19 protein-coding genes are annotated in these 15,625 nt (G+C 71.0%); 4 read left to right on the top strand and 15 right to left on the bottom strand.

Features of this window, described 5'->3' with window-relative positions; translation table 11 throughout:
- Positions 1 to 6 precede the first annotated feature (6 nt).
- The 4 genes from purQ to BKA15_RS20660 form a co-directional block, all read right to left on the bottom strand.
- Complete coding sequence (purQ, locus tag BKA15_RS20675) at positions 7 to 684, bottom strand: phosphoribosylformylglycinamidine synthase subunit PurQ (protein ID WP_179753923.1); 678 nt, start codon at positions 682 to 684, stop codon at positions 7 to 9.
- The gene (gene purS / locus BKA15_RS20670) at positions 684 to 956 is read right to left on the bottom strand and encodes a phosphoribosylformylglycinamidine synthase subunit PurS (protein WP_179753921.1); all 273 of its coding nucleotides are present in this window, start codon (positions 954 to 956) and stop codon (positions 684 to 686) included. The genes purQ and purS overlap by 1 nt, the downstream gene beginning before the upstream one ends.
- A gap of 28 nt (positions 957 to 984) precedes the next feature.
- Entirely contained in the window at positions 985 to 1,785 is an 801-nt protein-coding gene (locus tag BKA15_RS20665; protein WP_179753919.1) for an ABC transporter permease, read from the bottom strand.
- A 61-nt stretch (positions 1,786 to 1,846) separates the two neighbouring features.
- Positions 1,847 to 3,031, bottom strand: a complete 1,185-nt coding sequence (locus BKA15_RS20660) for an ATP-binding cassette domain-containing protein (protein WP_218871497.1) — start codon at positions 3,029 to 3,031, stop codon at positions 1,847 to 1,849.
- A gap of 364 nt (positions 3,032 to 3,395) precedes the next feature.
- On the opposite strand from BKA15_RS20660, the gene BKA15_RS20655 reads away from it, so the two are divergent.
- From BKA15_RS20655 to BKA15_RS20645, 3 genes are all read left to right on the top strand, one after another.
- Positions 3,396 to 3,908 carry a hypothetical protein gene (locus BKA15_RS20655; protein ID WP_179753917.1) on the top strand — a complete coding sequence of 171 codons (513 nt, stop codon included), beginning with the start codon at positions 3,396 to 3,398 and terminating at the stop codon, positions 3,906 to 3,908.
- Between the two features lie 1,297 nt (positions 3,909 to 5,205).
- Positions 5,206 to 5,445, top strand: coding sequence for a PspC domain-containing protein (locus tag BKA15_RS20650; protein ID WP_312879165.1), 240 nt, complete (start codon positions 5,206 to 5,208; stop codon positions 5,443 to 5,445).
- Between the two features lie 115 nt (positions 5,446 to 5,560).
- Positions 5,561 to 5,803, top strand: a complete 243-nt coding sequence (locus BKA15_RS20645) for a helix-turn-helix transcriptional regulator (RefSeq protein WP_179753915.1) — start codon at positions 5,561 to 5,563, stop codon at positions 5,801 to 5,803.
- Between the two features lie 7 nt (positions 5,804 to 5,810).
- Here BKA15_RS20645 and BKA15_RS20640 read toward each other — a convergent pair whose 3' ends face one another.
- The 9 genes from BKA15_RS20640 to purD form a co-directional block, all read right to left on the bottom strand.
- Positions 5,811 to 6,785, bottom strand: a complete 975-nt coding sequence (locus tag BKA15_RS20640; protein WP_179753913.1) for an ABC transporter ATP-binding protein — start codon at positions 6,783 to 6,785, stop codon at positions 5,811 to 5,813.
- A gap of 4 nt (positions 6,786 to 6,789) precedes the next feature.
- Positions 6,790 to 7,599: an ABC transporter permease gene (locus tag BKA15_RS20635; protein WP_312879162.1), complete on the bottom strand. Its 810-nt coding sequence runs from the start codon at positions 7,597 to 7,599 to the stop codon at positions 6,790 to 6,792.
- Positions 7,592 to 8,329 (bottom strand): ABC transporter permease, encoded by a 738-nt coding sequence (locus BKA15_RS20630; protein ID WP_218871496.1) that lies wholly within the window; start codon positions 8,327 to 8,329, stop codon positions 7,592 to 7,594. The genes BKA15_RS20635 and BKA15_RS20630 overlap by 8 nt, the downstream gene beginning before the upstream one ends.
- A gap of 148 nt (positions 8,330 to 8,477) precedes the next feature.
- Complete coding sequence (locus BKA15_RS20625; protein WP_179753909.1) at positions 8,478 to 9,005, bottom strand: SRPBCC domain-containing protein; 528 nt, start codon at positions 9,003 to 9,005, stop codon at positions 8,478 to 8,480.
- Positions 9,002 to 9,304: an ArsR/SmtB family transcription factor gene (locus tag BKA15_RS20620; RefSeq protein WP_179753907.1), complete on the bottom strand. Its 303-nt coding sequence runs from the start codon at positions 9,302 to 9,304 to the stop codon at positions 9,002 to 9,004. Before BKA15_RS20620 ends, BKA15_RS20625 begins: the two co-directional genes overlap by 4 nt.
- 64 nt (positions 9,305 to 9,368) lie before the next feature.
- On the bottom strand, positions 9,369 to 10,334 hold the full coding sequence (locus BKA15_RS20615) for a type IV toxin-antitoxin system AbiEi family antitoxin domain-containing protein (protein WP_179753905.1): 966 nt from the start codon (positions 10,332 to 10,334) through the stop codon (positions 9,369 to 9,371).
- Positions 10,335 to 10,465: 131 nt separating this feature from the next.
- Positions 10,466 to 11,062 carry a 3'-5' exonuclease family protein gene (locus tag BKA15_RS20610; protein ID WP_179753903.1) on the bottom strand — a complete coding sequence of 199 codons (597 nt, stop codon included), beginning with the start codon at positions 11,060 to 11,062 and terminating at the stop codon, positions 10,466 to 10,468.
- A 7-nt stretch (positions 11,063 to 11,069) separates the two neighbouring features.
- Positions 11,070 to 12,503 carry an adenylosuccinate lyase gene (purB, locus tag BKA15_RS20605; protein ID WP_179753901.1) on the bottom strand — a complete coding sequence of 478 codons (1,434 nt, stop codon included), beginning with the start codon at positions 12,501 to 12,503 and terminating at the stop codon, positions 11,070 to 11,072.
- Between the two features lie 2 nt (positions 12,504 to 12,505).
- Positions 12,506 to 13,756 carry a phosphoribosylamine--glycine ligase gene (gene purD, locus BKA15_RS20600; protein WP_179753899.1) on the bottom strand — a complete coding sequence of 417 codons (1,251 nt, stop codon included), beginning with the start codon at positions 13,754 to 13,756 and terminating at the stop codon, positions 12,506 to 12,508.
- 55 nt (positions 13,757 to 13,811) lie between these two features.
- Between purD and BKA15_RS20595 the strand changes: the two genes are divergently transcribed.
- Positions 13,812 to 14,249, top strand: a complete 438-nt coding sequence (locus BKA15_RS20595; RefSeq protein WP_246322395.1) for a PPOX class F420-dependent oxidoreductase — start codon at positions 13,812 to 13,814, stop codon at positions 14,247 to 14,249.
- Here the strand turns inward: BKA15_RS20595 and BKA15_RS20590 are convergent, their stop codons facing one another.
- On the bottom strand, positions 14,250 to 14,531 hold the full coding sequence (locus BKA15_RS20590) for a DUF4287 domain-containing protein (RefSeq protein WP_179753896.1): 282 nt from the start codon (positions 14,529 to 14,531) through the stop codon (positions 14,250 to 14,252).
- A 99-nt stretch (positions 14,532 to 14,630) separates the two neighbouring features.
- Positions 14,631 to 15,545: a phosphotransferase family protein gene (locus tag BKA15_RS20585; protein WP_179753894.1), complete on the bottom strand. Its 915-nt coding sequence runs from the start codon at positions 15,543 to 15,545 to the stop codon at positions 14,631 to 14,633.
- Positions 15,546 to 15,625: the final 80 nt, after the last annotated feature.

Here is a 15,625-nt window from a genome sequence, read left to right as displayed (position 1 = left end):
GGGCCGTCAGGCCCGGGCGGCGAGGAAACTCAGGACGCTCTCGAAGAACGGCCGGCCGTCGGTGGTCGGTCCGGTGAGGGTCTCGACGTTGTGCTCCGGGTGCGGCATCAGGCCGACCACGTTGCCGCGTTCGTTGCAGATGCCGGCGATGTCGCGGTACGAACCGTTGGGGTTGCCGTTCAGGTAGCGGAACACGACCTGGCCCTCGCCCTCGAGCCGATCCAGGGTCGCCTCGTCCGCAACGTACCCGCCCTCACCGTTCTTGAGCACGATGGTGATCTCCTGGCCGGGCTGGAACGCCGACGTCCAGGTGGTGTCGGTCGACTCGACCCGCAGCCGCTGGTCCCGGCAGACGAACGTCCGGACGTCGTTGCGGACCAGCGCGCCGGGCAGCAGATGCGCCTCACAGAGGATCTGGAAGCCGTTGCAGATGCCGAGCACCGGCATCCCGGCCTCGGCCGCGCCGATCACCTCGGTCATGATCGGGGCGAATCGGGCGATCGCGCCGCAGCGCAGATAGTCGCCGTACGAGAAGCCGCCGGGCAGGATCACCGCGTCGACCCCGTCCAGCGAATCGCTGCCGTGCCACAGCGGGACCGGCTCCGCGCCGGTCAGCCGGATCGCCCGCAGGGCATCGTGATCATCGAGCGAACCGGGGAAGGTGACGACACCGATGCGAGGCATCAGGCCTTGACCTCGGCCGCGGCCGGCTCGTCCGCTTCGACCCGGACCGTGAACGTCTCGATCACGGTGTTCGCCAGCAACGTCTCGGCCGCCTTCTCCACCTCGGCCAGTCGTTCCGGGGTCGCCTCGCCCTCCAGTTCGAGTTCGAACCGCTTGCCCTGCCGGACCGAGATCCCCGAGAAGCCGAGTCGACCGAGTGCGCCGGTGACGGCCTTGCCCTGCGGATCGAGAATTTCCGGCTTCGGCATCACATCCACCACTACGCGCGCCATGCTCGGAATCCTATCGGCAGTGCCCCCGTCACTCGACATCGCGGCGGATGGTGAGCAGGGTCCCGATCACGCCGGGAACCAGACACCAGCCGATCAGCACCAGCATGGCCAGTCCGGGCGGGAATGGGTTCGCGCTGAGCATCATCAGCGGACTGTGGCTCTGCACCATCGCGGCGGTGGCGCCGCTGGGCAGCAGATTCTGCACCAGGGTCCAGCCCTGCTGTGCGAAGATCGCGGCGAGCGTCGGGTCGACCAGGAAGCAGAACCCGAGCACCACGGCGAGGGTGATCACGACGTCGCGGATCAGCACGCCGGCGGCGCAGCCGATCAGCGACCAGATGGCGATCGACAGCACCCCGAGCAGCAGTGCGCCCCAGGTCCCGCCCTGGTCGAGGAACAGCGAGCCGCCGGCGGCGATCACGAATCCGATCGCGACGACCAGGCCGATCACGACGCTGATCAGCCCGATGATCAGGCCGACCAGGAGCTGGGCGCCCGCCTTGGCGCCGATCACGCTGTAGCGGTTCGGGGTGGAGAGGTACGTCTGCGCCAGCGTCTTGTGGCTGTACTCCCGGCACATCGCCATCACGCCCGAGACGACGGCCAGGATCCGGGTCATCGGGATCGCCCCGTTGAGGATCGCGATCACCGCGCCGGGCTCCCGGGTGAGCACCGTGACCGGCTGCCCCGCGGCCAACTCCGGTTGGATCACCAGCAGCCCGGTCAGGACCGCCGACCCCAGGCCGAGCAACAGGCCCAGCAACACCAGCACCCGGCTCGGCCGGTCGGCCCGGACCTTGAGGAGTTCGGCGCGGAGGACACCGATCATCCGGGGTCCCCGCGGCGTAGTTCGGTGGAGCGCAGCGGAGGAGAAGTACGTCGTGGGGTGGTCATGCAGCGCCCTCGAGCGCGCTGAAGAACAGCTGCTCCAGGTCCAGTTCCTCGCGGACGAGTTCGTACACGATGACGTCGGAGCGGTAGAGGCGGAAGCCGATCTCGTTCACGTCCTGGCTTCGTACGCGAAGGAAGCGGCCCTCCTCGTCACCGCAGACGATCGTCTCGGCCAGGTCGGCCAGGGCGGTCCGGGCCGCGCTCAGGTCGTCCACCCGGACCCGGGTGGTGCCGCCGCCCGCGGCCAACTCGGCCATGTCGATCGTGTCGAGCAGCCGGCCGTCCCGGATCACCACGACGTCGTCGACGATCTGCTGGGCGTCCTTGAGCAGGTGGGACGAGATCAGCACCACCCGGCCGGTCGCCGCGAACGAGCGCAGGAACCCGCGCAGCCAGCGGATGCCCTCCGGGTCCAGCCCGATCGCCGGCTCGTCGAGGATCAGGTAGTCCGGCTCGCCGAGCAGGGCGCCGGCGATCGCCAGCCGCTGCTGCATGCCGAGGGAGTACGTCTCCGCGGGCCGGGCCGCCGCGTCGGCCAGGCCGACCAGGTAGAGCAGGTCGTCCACCTGCTCGTCGCTGACCCCGGCCGTCGCGGCCGCCACCCGAAGGTGGTCCCGGCCGCTGTGCCGCGGGTGGAAGTTGCGGCCGAGCACCGTGCCGACCCGGCGCTGCGGGTGCCGGAGGCTGGCGTACGCGTAATCACCGAAGGTCGCCGTACCGGAGGCCGGTCGGGTCAGCCCGACCAGCATCCGCAGCGTCGTCGTCTTGCCGGCGCCGGTCGGCCCGAGCAGACCGGTGACCCTGCCCGGCCTGGCGGTGAAGGACAGGTCGCGGACCGCCCAGCGGTCGTCGAACTGCTTGCTCAGCCCGTCGATCAGGATCGGCTCGACATCGACCGCGGACATCAGCTTCGCGTCGACCTGGAGCGCCCCGCTGCGGGCACCGGAGCGCCGGCCCCGGCCGCGGGACTCCGGCTCCGGGCGGGACCGCGGCTGCGGCCTCGGCTCGGGACGGGCGGCCGGCTCGGGTCGGTCTCGCCGCTCCGGCCGGGTCCGCGGGTCCGGCTTGCCCCGCGTCTCGGGAGCGAGCCACGAACTGGGGTCGATCCGCCGTTCGGTCCCGAGTCCCGGCTCCGACCTGTCCCGCGCCGCCGGTGGCGGCGCATCGGCGGCGAACCGCGACACGCGAGGCGAGGATTCGGCCGGGCTGGCCTGGGACGAACTGGACCGAACCGGACCAGGCTGAGCCGGACCGGACGGTGCCGGAACCGACGGTGCCGAAACCGACGGGGCCGGAATTGGCGGGGCTGGAACCGACGAGGCCGGAACCGACGCGGCTCGGGACTCCGCCCGGCGGCTGGTCCGCGGGGTCGGCACCGGGGCGCCGGAGATCAGGGCTTCGAACGAGCGCTCGCTCAGGTACGCGTTGCCGACCCGCTCGGGTTCGCGACGCTCGGGTTCGGGACGCTCGGGTTCGGGACGCGCGGGTTCGGGACGCGGCGGTTCGGGCTCGCGGGTCGGCGTCGGGTCGGAGCGAGCGGCCGGAACGGTGGACTCCCGCGCCGACACCTCCCGTGCGGCCGGGGACACCTCGACCGGACGGGACGCCGCCCGGGAGGGTGCCCGTTCGGCCTCCACCGAACGGGGCGGCGGCTCCGCGGTACGCGTCGGTTGCGGCGACCGGAACAGGTCGGTGGCGGACGACGCCTCCGACCAGTACGAACTGTCGACCGTCATCGGCGACGGCAACGACTGCGATGCCGACCCGGCGGACCGCGCCGGCGCTGGATCGGCCGACCGCGGCGTCGGGATCGGGTCCGCCGAACGAGACAACGGAACCCCGGAACGTGGCGAGGCGACCGGGTCGGCGGGCCGAGTCGACCGGCCCGGATCGGCGGACCGGTTCGACGGGCCCGGATCAGCGGACCGGGTCGGCCGGCCCGGATCGGCGGACCGGGTCGGCCGGGCCGGGTCGAACGAGCGTGAGGGCTCGGCGGCCCGCGACGCCGGGGGTTGCGGTTCGGCGGACCGAGATGACGGAGTGTGGGTCCGGAGGGAGTGATCCGAGCGAGCCGGTCGGTCGTGCCGCTCCCGAGACGGCACCTCCGTGCGCGACGGGCGACCCGGCTCCGGGGCGGGCAACCGCTCCCTCGCGGCCGGTCGGTCCGCGACCTGATAGCGCTCCGCCGGCTGCGACTCCGGCGCCGCCTGCCGCTCCGGCGCCGCCTGCCGCTCTGGCGTCGGTCGCCGTTCCGGCGCGATCGAGCGGTCCGGCGCGGACGGGTGCTCCGCTGCGGACGGGCGCTCCGGAACGGACGGGCGTTGCGGCGATCGATAGGGCTCCGGGGCCACCGAACGAGCGGGACGCCAGGAGTCCGCCGACGCGCGGCCCGGATCGGGTGCGGCGTCGCGACCAGGCTCCGAATAGGCCCGCGACGGTCGGTCCGTCCGGCTCCCGGCCGAGCCCGGATCCACGGCCCGGCGACTGGCGGACGCTGGAGCGGACGACTCGGCGGCTCGGGATCGGGCACCCGCAGCGGGTTCGGGCGGAGCGGCCCGGCGGCTCGGGCCCGCTTCCGCATGCTCCTGTCGCGACGGCGTGGCGGCCGACCGGGCGGGTCCAGCGGAACGGGACGACCGGGGTGACTCGCCGTAGCGGCCGGGATCCGCGGCCCGGCCGGGCTGGACCGGGCGGCTGGGATCGGCACCGGCCGAACGGCCCGGTGCCGCCGGACGCCCCGGCTCTGCGGTCCGGCCGGGAGCGGCGGACCGTCCGGCCTGGTCGCCGTACCCACGAGAAGTCGGTGCAGCGGCACGACCCGGGTCGGCGCGGCGGCTGCCGGCGGGGTCGCCGGGGCCGGAGCGTCTTGGCGTGGGCCTGGGTTCCGGCGGGATCACCGGGTGCTCGTCGGTGTCGTCGGCCTGCCGCGGCGGCCGAGCTCGTTGCTGTGTCGGGGTCTGGGGTACCGCCGCCCGCCCTGCCGCCGCTCGGCGCGAAGGATCGCGCTCCTGCTCGGTCACCGGGGCCGATTCCCGTACCGGAAGGGTTGTCGGCGCAGCATCATCCGCGTCGTCAACGACCGCTCGGCGCGGATGAACCACGTTCGCCTACCTCGTCCGGAGAAAGGTACATCGCAGCAACCCCCGAAGCCGCCCAGGTTCAGGCCACGGGTTAGCGGAGTGAGTCACCGAGGCCTGAGGGCTAACCTACAGCGCTCGGCGGCGCCCCGGAGGCAGGGTCGCCGAACGTGTCCACATCCGGGGACATCCGTCGTCTCGGGGTGTCACCCATCGGGTCCCTGAGCGACTCCCGGAGGATGCCTGCACAAGGGCCTTCAGGCGGGTACGGATACGGCAGAGTGGGGCACATCGAACGAAACACCGATCCAGTCCAGGAGGACACCATGGCTTCCCTCGCTCGACCGCGCAACGACCGGATGATCGCAGGGGTGTGTTCGGCCATCGGACGCCGCTTCGGCATCTCCGCCAACGTGGTGCGCGTCATCTTCGTCCTGTCGATGCTGCTGCCCGGCCCGCAGATCCTGATCTACATCGGCGGCTGGCTGCTGATCCCGGAAGAGGGCTCCTCCCGGCTGTGAACCGGGTCACCCTGCGGAACCTGGCCCGGTCGCCGAGACGTTGCTCCGATACCGGCCGACGCTGTCAGACGTCAGGTGTTCAGTAGCGGCCACAGTCCTGAAGGAGACAAGAATCATGAAGGAGATCACTCTTCCCAAACCCACCGCGGCCGATTACCTGGCCGAGGAAATCCAGGCTCGCGGCTGGGGGGTCGCCGGGTTCGCCGCCCGATCGGGGATCGCGCTCGAACTGTTGAAGGACATTCTCAGCGGCGCCAGTTCGATCAATCTGCAGACCGCACGCCGGCTCGCCGTCGCGACCGGCACCACCATCTGGACCTGGCTCCGGGTCGGCGACGAGGACTTCGCCTTCGCCTGATCGGGGGTCAGGACGCGACCTGACCGTGGTAGAGAGTCCGGACGATCTCCTCGATCGCCGGCTCCTCCAGGGTCAGGTCGACCACCTCGGCCTGCGCCGAGACCTCCGCCAGCACCCGCGCCGCCGTCGTCTGTTCCGGCGAGAACGCGAGCCGCTGCCGCTGTCCGTCCAGCTCGGTGCCGATGTTCTCGGCCCCGGCCACCCGGAGCGGCGCGTGCGCCTCGGTCAGGTCGACCACCAGCACCCGCTGCAGCGCCACCCGTTCGGCCAGCCCGTTCAGAGTTCCGTCGTACGCCAGCCGTCCGTGGTCGACCACCAGCACCCGTTCACAGAGCCGCTCGATGTCGCCCATGTCGTGGGTGGTCAGCAGCAGCGTCGTACCCTGCTGGGCCCGCTCGGCCTGGAGGAAGTTGCGCAGCCGTTCCTTGCTGATCATGTCCAGGCCGATCGTCGGCTCGTCCAGCACCAGCAGCCGCGGCCGGTGCACCAGCGCGGCCGCCACCTCACCCCGCATCCGCTCGCCGAGCGACAGCTGGCGTACCGGGGTGTCGAGGAGGTCGCCGAGTGCCAGGTCGGCGATCAGCTGGTCGATCCGCGGCCGCGCGTCCGCGGCCCGGATCCGGTGGATCGCGGCCAGGATCCGGAACGACTCCCGCAGCGGCAGGTCCCACCAGAGCTGACTGCGCTGGCCGAACACGACGCCGATCTCGCGGGCCAGCCGGCGCCGATTCGCCACCGGCTCCATCCCGCAGGTCCGCACCGTGCCGGCCGACGGCACCAGGATCCCGGTGATCATCTTGATCGTGGTCGACTTGCCGGCCCCGTTGGCGCCGATGTAGCCGCACGCCTCGCCCGGCTGGATCGTGACACTGATCCCGTCGACGGCGTGCACCTCGCGCTTGGCCCGGCGCAGCAGGCCGGCCTTGGTCCGGACCACGAAGGTCCGGCGCAGGTCGGTGAACTCGATGATCGGTTCGGACATCGCTCTAGCCTCCGGCTCCGGTGAATTTGCGGACTCCCGACCGCCAGGCGAACCCCGCCAGCAGCCAGGCCCAGATCGCGAACAGCGGGGCGAACCAGCCGAGCCAGCTCGGCAACAGCTCCGGGCCGGGCTCCCCCAAGATCAACAGCGCCGGCAGGTACGCGGTCACGGTGGCCGGGATGACGAACGTGAACAGCACCCGGACCGGCATCAGCAACACGCTGCCGGGCAGCTGGCCGGCGTAGCCGCCGCCGTACACGAACGCGTTGGTGAACTCGGCCCCGTCGATCACGTAGAACTGGATCCCGCCGGCCAGCGTGAACATCGCGCCGTAGATCGCGGCGCCGGTGATCGGCGTGATGATCAAGAGATAGAGCGTGCCCGGTGTCATCGGCAGGCCGAGCAAGGCCCAGGCGATGATCAGGATGACCAACCCGACCAGGGCCCGGCCCAGCCGGCGCAGCTGGAGGTCGGACGTGATCATCTGGGTCATCAGCGGCATCGGCCGGACCAGGAAGGACTCCAGCTTGCCCAGCCGGAGGTACTGCGGGATCGAGTCCAGCTGGCCGAAGATCATGTCGGCGATCGAGAAGCCGAGGTTGGCCAACGCGAACACCAGCGCCGCCTGGGCCAGGGTGAGCCCGCCGAGCTGCGGCACGTTGGCCAGCAGGACGTAGATCTCGGCAAACTCGACGATTCCGACCAAGATCGAATTGAAGGTCTCGACGGTGAAGCTCAGCCGGTACGAGGCCTGGGCTCGGATCCGCGAGGCGACAACGGTCCGGTAGGAGTCGATCAAGGACAGTTCAGCCACCCTGCACCACCAATCGTCGCGACGCCCGGTGCTGCACCAGCCGAGCCAGGGCGAAGGTCCCGGCCAGCCAGCCCGCCTGGACGCCGATCACCTGCAGCGCCTCCAGACCGGAGGCGCGACCGGAGAAGACGTCGATCGGGAACTGCAGGATGGACGGGAACGGCGTCGCGTACGCGATCGTCTTGAGCCAGTCCGGGAACAGGTGCACCGGGACGAACAGGCCGCAGAAGAAGCTGCTGACCACGACCGAGACCCCGACCAGGCCGCGGATGTCGATCACCCAGAACGCGGCCAGATTGATCAGGAACTTCAGCGTGAAGCTGATCGACACGGCCAGCACCATGCTGACCACCCCGATCAGGTACGACAGCGGAGTCGGCGGCAGAGCGACGCCCATGACCAGCGCGCCGACCAGGAACGGCGGCAGCCCGCGCGCCGGCAGCGTGAACGCGGCCCGGCCGAGATCCCTGGCCCACCAGGAGAAGTAGAGGTCCACCGGACGCGCCAGGTCAACGGCGATGTCGCCGTTCTTGACCCGGTCGGCGATCTCCGACCAGCCCCAGATGGCCACCGAGGCGAGCAGCGCCTGCCCCAGCCAGACATAGCTGGACGCCTGCTCCCTGGTGTAGCCACCAAGATCACCACCGGCGCTGTCCACCGCCCCCAACAGCACGCTGGCTCGGATGAATCCGAAGACCGAGTTGGTGAACACGCCCGCAACGACCGCCATCCGATAGCTGCTGAACCTCCGGAACTCCGCTCGGGCGAGTTCTGCGAAGGTATGCACAATCGCGGGACTCTAGGAACCCTCGGGCCCGCCGGTCAACGGGGCAAGGTGTGTCGCCGACCCGGGTCGGCGTGTCGGCTCGGGCTTCGGTTCAGCTCTCGGCGTTGGCCTTGAGCGCCTCCGCGAAGGCGCGGCCCGGGGCCGGGTCGACGCCGAACGCCGCGGCGTAGCGCTCGTGCGTCTCCGCCCAGTCCTGATGGGCGACCTCTTCGGTGACTGGCTCGCCGGACAGGTGCGGCTCCAGCCGGGACAGGTAGGTGTGCCAGCCGGCCGCGGTCTGCGCCAGCGGCATCCCGTCGCCGACCACGTGGATGAAGACCAGCTTGGTGCCGTTGCCCTCCTCGATGAGGTCGAAGCTGTGCAGCTGGCCGGCGTAGGTCCAGGCCAGCCGGTGCGGCGGGTCGACCTCGGTCACCTCGCCGACCGCGCCGCCGGCCTCGAAGGTCTCGCCGACCGCCGGTGTCCAGTCGGCTGCGGCCGGGAACCAGCTGCCCAGCTCGGCCGGGACGCTGACCGCCCGCCAGACCCGTTCCACCGGGTAGGGCAGCACCCGCTCGAAGCGCAGGGCCGGCCGGCCGTCGATCGTTTCCAGGGTCCCGTCGCGTGGCGTGCTGTTCATGGGTTCTCCTCAAGATGTCGTTCCAGGGCGTCGAGTCGTCTCGACCAGTGCGCGCGGTACGGCTCCAGCCAGCGGTCCACCTCGGCCAGCGGCTCCGGCCGCAACGCGTAGAGCCGCTGCTTCCCTTCCGCCCGTACCACGACGAGCCCGGCCTCCCGCAGCACCTTGAGGTGCTTGGACACGCCCGGCTGGCTGAGATCGAGCCGCTGCACCAGCTCCCCCGCAGCCCGTTCCCCGTCACGCAGCAGATCCAGGATCTGCCGGCGATGCGGCTCGGCCAGGGCGGCGTACGCGCTCATGCGGAACATATTACCGATCGGAAATATGAAGTCAAGGGAGGGACCGGGGAGTCTGGTGCCGCGACTACCCGGCCTGGATCGCCCCAGTAGCGAGAGTCGGACAGTCCCGGCACCGCAGAATGGAACCTGGCCAGCCTCGCTGGGCCAGCACCGTGGCGACCTGGGCAGCAACGTCGCAGGGCCGCTCGGCGACGTCCGACCAGCCGTAGCGAAGCGTGACCAGGCCGTCGGCGAGAGCGCCGTTGTCTCGCCGAAAGTCGCGGAACCTGTCCTCGCCCGCGTGGCCCCGCAAACCATCCAGTTCGACCAGCACACCGAACTCCGGGTAGCCGATGTCGTGCCGTCCCGCGCGCTGGTGCCGCCGGGCCTGGCGAATCCCCTGCGGCAGGGCGTGCGGTCGCGCCACGCGATGGAGATAGCGATGTTCGAGCGGCGACTCGACTCCGGCCCGGGTCTCGGCGACCAGGTCCGCGAGCAGGGCTCGTTCGGACTGCCGGGACCGGTGTCGCAGCGCGGTCGCCAGCCGGGCGGGCGTCGTGCGACGACGCTGCACCGCGGCCGTGACCCAGTGCACAGCCGAACGAGAGTCGGTGCAGAGGTCGAGCACCGTGTCCTCCACGGTCAGCCGGGGCGGAGTGCCGGGCGACCGGTCCGACCTGACACCGACGCGTTCACGTTGGAAGATCAATGGCCAGCGGTCGGCGACCCTGCGCCGGTGCGGAACCATGATCAGGATCTGGCCCGGTTCCGCATCGGTCAGGCCGTGCAGGAAGGCGGCAGCCTCACCACCGACGCGCGACTCGGGCCCGCCCGAGAGCACCCCGGCCCAGGCCTGCGCCAGCCAGGGCGGTTGATCGCGGTGCACGAAGAGGAGCCCGGTCCCGAGCCGCCGCCATTGTCCGGCTGTCACGAGCCGTGCCACGCTGTGCCGGCCGAGTCCGGTGCGGGCCGCCTGCTCGACGGTCACGACGCCGGCCTGCGCGTCGGCCAGGTCGAGCAGCTCCGCTGAAGGGTCGATTCGAGGGTTCACGCCCGTGACTCTGCGCAGAACCCTAGGAATCAGCCGCCCAGAAGAAAATCTGTGGACAACCGAATTCGCCTCACCCCGTCTGTGGGTAACTTCCGGCCGCGAACGCCCGGCCAGATCCACCCCACTCCGGGTCAACGGCCGGAGGACCGGCGGAACAGTTCCACGAGCAGGTTGGCGTAGCCGAGGGCGTCGTCGATGGCACGGTGGGTGTGCGGCACGTCGCCGAACCAGTCCGGCGGCAGCGTCTCCGGTCCGGCGTCGGCGACCGGCAGGCCCGTCACCGCCGCCGCGTAACTGCGCAGGCAGAGGCCGGGCCCGTCGAAGAGCCGCTCCGCCTCGTACGGTCCCTGGGCCAGGCCGTAGCTGGTGTAGCGGCGCAGGTAGTAGTCGAACCAGGTGCCGTCGAACGCGATCGGGCAGGCGGCGAACATGCGCCGGCCGGGCAGACCACCGACCCAGGCCGTGAAGTCGGCCAGCACCTCGGGAATCGGCCGCTGGCCGGTGGTCGCGGCCGCCCAGGCATCGCCCTGGGTCTGGAACCAGGCCAGCGTGTCCGGGTTCGGTGCCGCCCCGGGCAGCGGTTCCAGCACCGCCTCGAAGACTCCGAGTTGCTCGCCGACAGCGGTGACCGCGACGGAGGCGAAGGATCGCATCGAGTTCGGACCGGGCCACGGCCCGTCGGTCTCGATGTCGGTGACGACGTAGGTCCAGTCGTCGCTCGTGATCATGGACCGGCTACAGGGTTGGGCCGGGGGTGTAGCCGGCGGCCTCGGGGTGGGCGCCGGTGATCTCGGTGATGCGGGCGGCGAGGGCCTGGACCTGTTGCGGGGCGACGCCGGCCAGGTCGAGCGGGTCGGCGGCCAGGGCGTCCAGGTCCGCTCGGGTCAGGCCGAGCCGCGGGTCGGCGGCGAGGCGGTCGTAAAGATCATTCCCGGGGCGGCCGGATTGGCGTTGATCAAGAGCGACGGCGACCGCGTGTTCCTTGATCGCCTCGTGCGCAGCTTCCCGGCCGACGCCCCGCCGGACCGCGGCCATCAAGATCTTGGTCGTGGTCAGGTACGGCAGGTAGCGGCGCAGCTCGGCGTCGATCACGGCCGGGTAGGCACCGAAGTCGTCCAGTACGGTGAGGAACGTCTCGAACAGTCCGTCCAGCGCATAGAACGCGTCCGGCAGCGCGACCCGGCGGACCACCGAGCAGGACACGTCGCCCTCGTTCCATTGATCACCGGCGAGCTCGCCGATCATGGAGACGTAGCCGCGGATGATCACCGACAGACCGTTCACCCGTTCGCAGGAACGCGTGTTCATCTTGTGCGGCATGGCACTGGACCCGACCTGGCCGGGCCGGAAGCCCTCGGTGACCAGCTCGTGCCCGGCCATCAGCCGGATGCTGGTGGCCACGTTGGACGGTGCGGCCGCGGCCTGGGCCAGCGCGGTGACCACCTCGTAGTCCAGCGAGCGCGGGTAGACCTGGCCGGTGCTGGTCAGCACCGCGTCGAAGCCGAGATGCTCGGCGACCCGCTGCTCCAGCTGGGCCAGTTTGTCGGCGTCGCCGCCAAGCAGGTCGAGCATGTCCTGGCCGGTGCCGACCGGGCCCTTGATTCCCCGTAGTGGATAGCGGGTGATCAACTCCTCGATCCGGCGGTAGGCGATGATCAACTCGTCGGACGCGGTCGCGAATCGCTTGCCCAGCGTGGTGATCTGGGCCGCCACGTTGTGCGACCGGCCGGCCATCGCCAGCTCCCCGTACTCGACGGCGAGCCGACCGAGCCGGGCCAGCACGGCGACGATCCGGTCCCGGACCAGCCGCAGCGAAGCCAGCTGCTGCAGCTGTTCCACGTTCTCGGTGAGGTCCCGGCTGGTCATGCCCTTGTGGACGTGCTCGAAACCGGCCAGGTCGCTGAACTCCTCGATCCGCGCCTTGACGTCGTGCCGGGTGATCCGTTCCCGCTCCGCGATCGAGGCGAGGTCGACCTGCTCGACGACCTTCGTGTACGCGTCGATGACGGTCGCCGGGTCGTCGCCGCCGAAGTCGACACCAAGATCACGTTGCGCGGCGAGCACGGCCAGCCAGAGCCGGCGCTCGGCGATGATCTTCTGCTCCGGCGACCAGATCGCGCGCATCGCCTCGGAGGCATAGCGCGAGGCCAGCACGTTCGGCACGACCATGATCAACTCCCTACCGTGGCGGCAGCGGCCGCTGTACCGATGTCACGCCGATAGAACGACCCGTCCAGCCCGATCCGCTCGATTCCCCGGTACGCCAGCTCCCGCGCGGCCCCGAGATCGGCACCGGAGCCGACGACGGCGAGGACCCGGCCGCCGGCGCTGACCAGCCGACCTTGATCATCGAGCGCCGTACCCGCGTGGACGGCGTGCACGCCCTGGGGCAGTTCCGGGATGATCAACGGATCGCCGCTGCGCGGTGATTCCGGATAGCCCTGGCTGGCCAGCACCACCGTCACCGCGGCACCGTCGGCCCACTCCAGTTCGGGCTGTCCGGCCAGTGTTCCGGCCGCGGCGGCGGCGAGCAGCGTGGCCAGCGGCGTCCGCAGCAAGGGCAGCAGGGCCTGGGTCTCCGGGTCGCCGAACCTGGCGTTGAACTCGACCACCCGGATGCCCCGAGCGGTCAGTGCCAGGCCGGCGTAGAGCAGCCCGACGAACGGGGTGCCGCGCCGGCGCAGCTCGTCCACGGTCGGCTGCAGCACGGTCGCCAGCACCTCGGTCACAAGATCATCCGGCGCCCACGGCAGCGGCGTGTAGGCGCCCATCCCGCCGGTGTTCGGGCCGGCGTCGTCGTCGTACGCCCGCTTGAAGTCCTGCGCCGGGCGCAGCGGCCGTACCTCCGTCCCGTCGCAGATCGCGAACAGGCTCACCTCGGGCCCGTCCAGGAACTCCTCGATCACCACCGGCGCGCAGCGCAGCGCGTGCTCCAGCGCGAGCGACCGGTCGTCGGTCACCACGACGCCCTTGCCCGCGGCCAGCCCGTCGTCCTTGACCACGTAGGTCGGCCCGAACTCGTCGAGCGCGGCCTCGATCTCGGCCTGGGTCGAGCAGTTCCGCGACTGCGCGGTCGGCACGCCGGCGGCGGCCATGACCTCCTTGGCGAACGCCTTGCTGCCCTCGATCCGGGCGGCCGCACCGGACGGCCCGAAGACGGCGATGCCCGCTTCCCGTACCGCATCGGCAACACCGGCCACCAGCGGCGCCTCGGGACCCACCACGACCAGATCGGCCGCGAGGCCGGCGGCCAGCGTGGCCACCGCGGCGCCGTCCAGCTGATCGATCGGGTGCAGGGTCGCGATCTCGGCGATCCCCGGGTTGCCGGGGGCGACGTGGACCTCGTCCACCGCCGGGTCTGCAGCGATCGCGAGGGCGAGCGCGTGCTCGCGCCCGCCGGAACCGATGATCAGGACGCGCATGCCGGCCAGCCTAATGGGCGGGCCTGGCGCGGGAATAACCGGCGGCGGAGCGGGCTTGCAGCCGGATGTGACCGATTTCGAGCCCCGCGACCTGCTCGCGGCGAGCACCCTCGGCGTCCTGGCGACGATCAAGGCCAACGGCCTGCCGCAACTGTCCCCGGTGACCCCGTTCTACGACCGGGAGAACGAGACGATCCTGGTCTCGATCACCGACGGCCGCGCCAAGACGGCGAACCTGCGCCGGGACCCACGCGCCGCCCTGGAGGTGACCAGCGCCGACGGCTGGGCCTGGGCCACCGCCGAAGGTCCGGCGACGCTGATCGGCCCGGGCACCGACCCGGCCGGCCCCGAGGTCGAGGCCCTGGTCGACTATTACCGCAAGGCCGCCGGCGAGCATCCCGACTGGGACGAGTACCGCTCCGTGATGGTCTCGGACCGGCGCGTGCTGCTGGTGCTGAAGGTCGCGCACGTCTACGGCGCGAAGATCCGCTGATCAGCGCCGGGCGATGCCGTCCAGCCGCAACTCGGTCGACGGATCCCGATGCGCACCCGTACTGCCCACATGCTTGTCGCTGATCGTCGCCCCGTCCTTGATCACCTTGTACAGCGCCATCGCATGCCCACGTCCGACGCCGTACTCCGAGGCCAGCCAGTCGACCACCACCTGGGCCTTGGCCGTCGACGTGATGCCCCGCTCCTGCGCCTCCGCGAGCAGCTCCGCCGGAGTCCGGCCGGTCTTCTTCTCGAGATTGTCCAGGTAGGCCTGAAAGCTCATGGATTGCTCCCCCTGCTTCGATAGGTGACGTTGCCCTGGATCAGACTGCCTCCGGCGACCGAACTCATCGGGTACGTCAGCAGCGACTCCGGTGGCCGATCAGAGCCGACCGGCCGCGGCGGCGACGAACGCGTCGAGCGCCGGATCCGGTTCGACGTCGCTGCCGGTCCAGGAGATGACGTCCGTGAGATCCCAGTACGGGTGGTAGTCGGCCGTTCCGGACACCGTCTGCCAGAGGCCCAAGAACCGGTCGGCGACATCAAGATCGAACTGGCGCGCCAGGTTGGCCCGGCAGTGCCCGACGTCCGCCTCGGCGGCGCCGACACACGCGCTGGGCCAGTCCACGATGCCGCTGACGTGATCTTGTGACCACAACACGTTGCCGGGATGGTAGTCGCGGTGCAGGAAGACCTGCGGCACGTCCGGCTGCGGCCCCTCGAAGAGCTCGACCGCGCGCCGCCAGGCGTCCGGGTGCCGTGACCAGGACGGCGGCAGCGGCCGCTCCGGCGGATAGGGAGCGAACCCGCGCAGCCGGCCGTCGACCGGCACGGCATGGATGGTCGGCAGGGCCTCGGCCAGCCGCCGCAGCCAACTCTCGAGGTCGCGCGGCCGCCAGTCCACCCGGCCAGGCAACCACGACATCACGACGGTCGGCGCACCGGAGACGGCGCCGTCAAGATCGGCCGCAAGCAGCCGCGGGGCCGCGACCGGGCTGTCGGCCAGCAAGCCGAGGACGTGGGCCTCGTTGCCCGGAGTCCACGGCTCCTCGGCAAGCCAGTCCAGGACGTAGCGACGGAGGATGACGGGAAGCATCGTGCCGTTGCGGCTGCCGAGCAGCACCTTGTGCACGGCTGAGGACGTACCGCCGGGGAGTGCTTCCACCTCGACGATCTTGGTCGCACCGAGCTGGTCGAGGAGCCAGTTCAGCACTGCGGCGGGCGGCCGTCCGCGCAAGGTGCGGTGCAGTTCGGGTTCGAGCTCGTAGCCGTGCGGGGTTGGCTGAGCGAAGGACATGTGGTGACTCCTGGAGTTGATCGAGGACAAAGGAACCGGGCACGCGGACTCCAGGTGGTCCACGCGCCGCAGGCCGTCCT

This window comes from Microlunatus parietis (assembly GCF_013407955.1).
Taxonomy (GTDB): Bacteria; Actinomycetota; Actinomycetes; order Propionibacteriales; family Propionibacteriaceae; genus Microlunatus; species Microlunatus parietis.
This window is presented reverse-complemented; position numbering and strand designations above follow the sequence as displayed.

Bases quoted from the DNA above. Each gene is read 5' to 3' on its own strand.
- purQ (WP_179753923.1), bottom strand. From the start codon at position 684: ATGCCTCGCATCGGTGTCGTCACCTTCCCCGGTTCGCTCGATGATCAC.
- purS (WP_179753921.1), bottom strand. From the start codon at position 956: ATGGCGCGCGTAGTGGTGGATGTGATGCCGAAGCCGGAAATTCTCGAT.
- BKA15_RS20665 (WP_179753919.1), bottom strand. From the start codon at position 1,785: ATGATCGGTGTCCTCCGCGCCGAACTCCTCAAGGTCCGGGCCGACCGG.
- BKA15_RS20645 (WP_179753915.1), top strand. From the start codon at position 5,561: ATGAAGGAGATCACTCTTCCCAAACCCACCGCGGCCGATTACCTGGCC.
- BKA15_RS20640 (WP_179753913.1), bottom strand. From the start codon at position 6,785: ATGTCCGAACCGATCATCGAGTTCACCGACCTGCGCCGGACCTTCGTG.
- BKA15_RS20630 (WP_218871496.1), bottom strand. From the start codon at position 8,329: ATGGCGGTCGTTGCGGGCGTGTTCACCAACTCGGTCTTCGGATTCATC.
- BKA15_RS20625 (WP_179753909.1), bottom strand. From the start codon at position 9,005: ATGAACAGCACGCCACGCGACGGGACCCTGGAAACGATCGACGGCCGG.
- BKA15_RS20620 (WP_179753907.1), bottom strand. From the start codon at position 9,304: ATGAGCGCGTACGCCGCCCTGGCCGAGCCGCATCGCCGGCAGATCCTG.
- BKA15_RS20610 (WP_179753903.1), bottom strand. From the start codon at position 11,062: ATGATCACGAGCGACGACTGGACCTACGTCGTCACCGACATCGAGACC.
- purB (WP_179753901.1), bottom strand. From the start codon at position 12,503: ATGGTCGTGCCGAACGTGCTGGCCTCGCGCTATGCCTCCGAGGCGATG.
- purD (WP_179753899.1), bottom strand. From the start codon at position 13,756: ATGCGCGTCCTGATCATCGGTTCCGGCGGGCGCGAGCACGCGCTCGCC.
- BKA15_RS20590 (WP_179753896.1), bottom strand. From the start codon at position 14,531: ATGAGCTTTCAGGCCTACCTGGACAATCTCGAGAAGAAGACCGGCCGG.
- BKA15_RS20585 (WP_179753894.1), bottom strand. From the start codon at position 15,545: ATGTCCTTCGCTCAGCCAACCCCGCACGGCTACGAGCTCGAACCCGAA.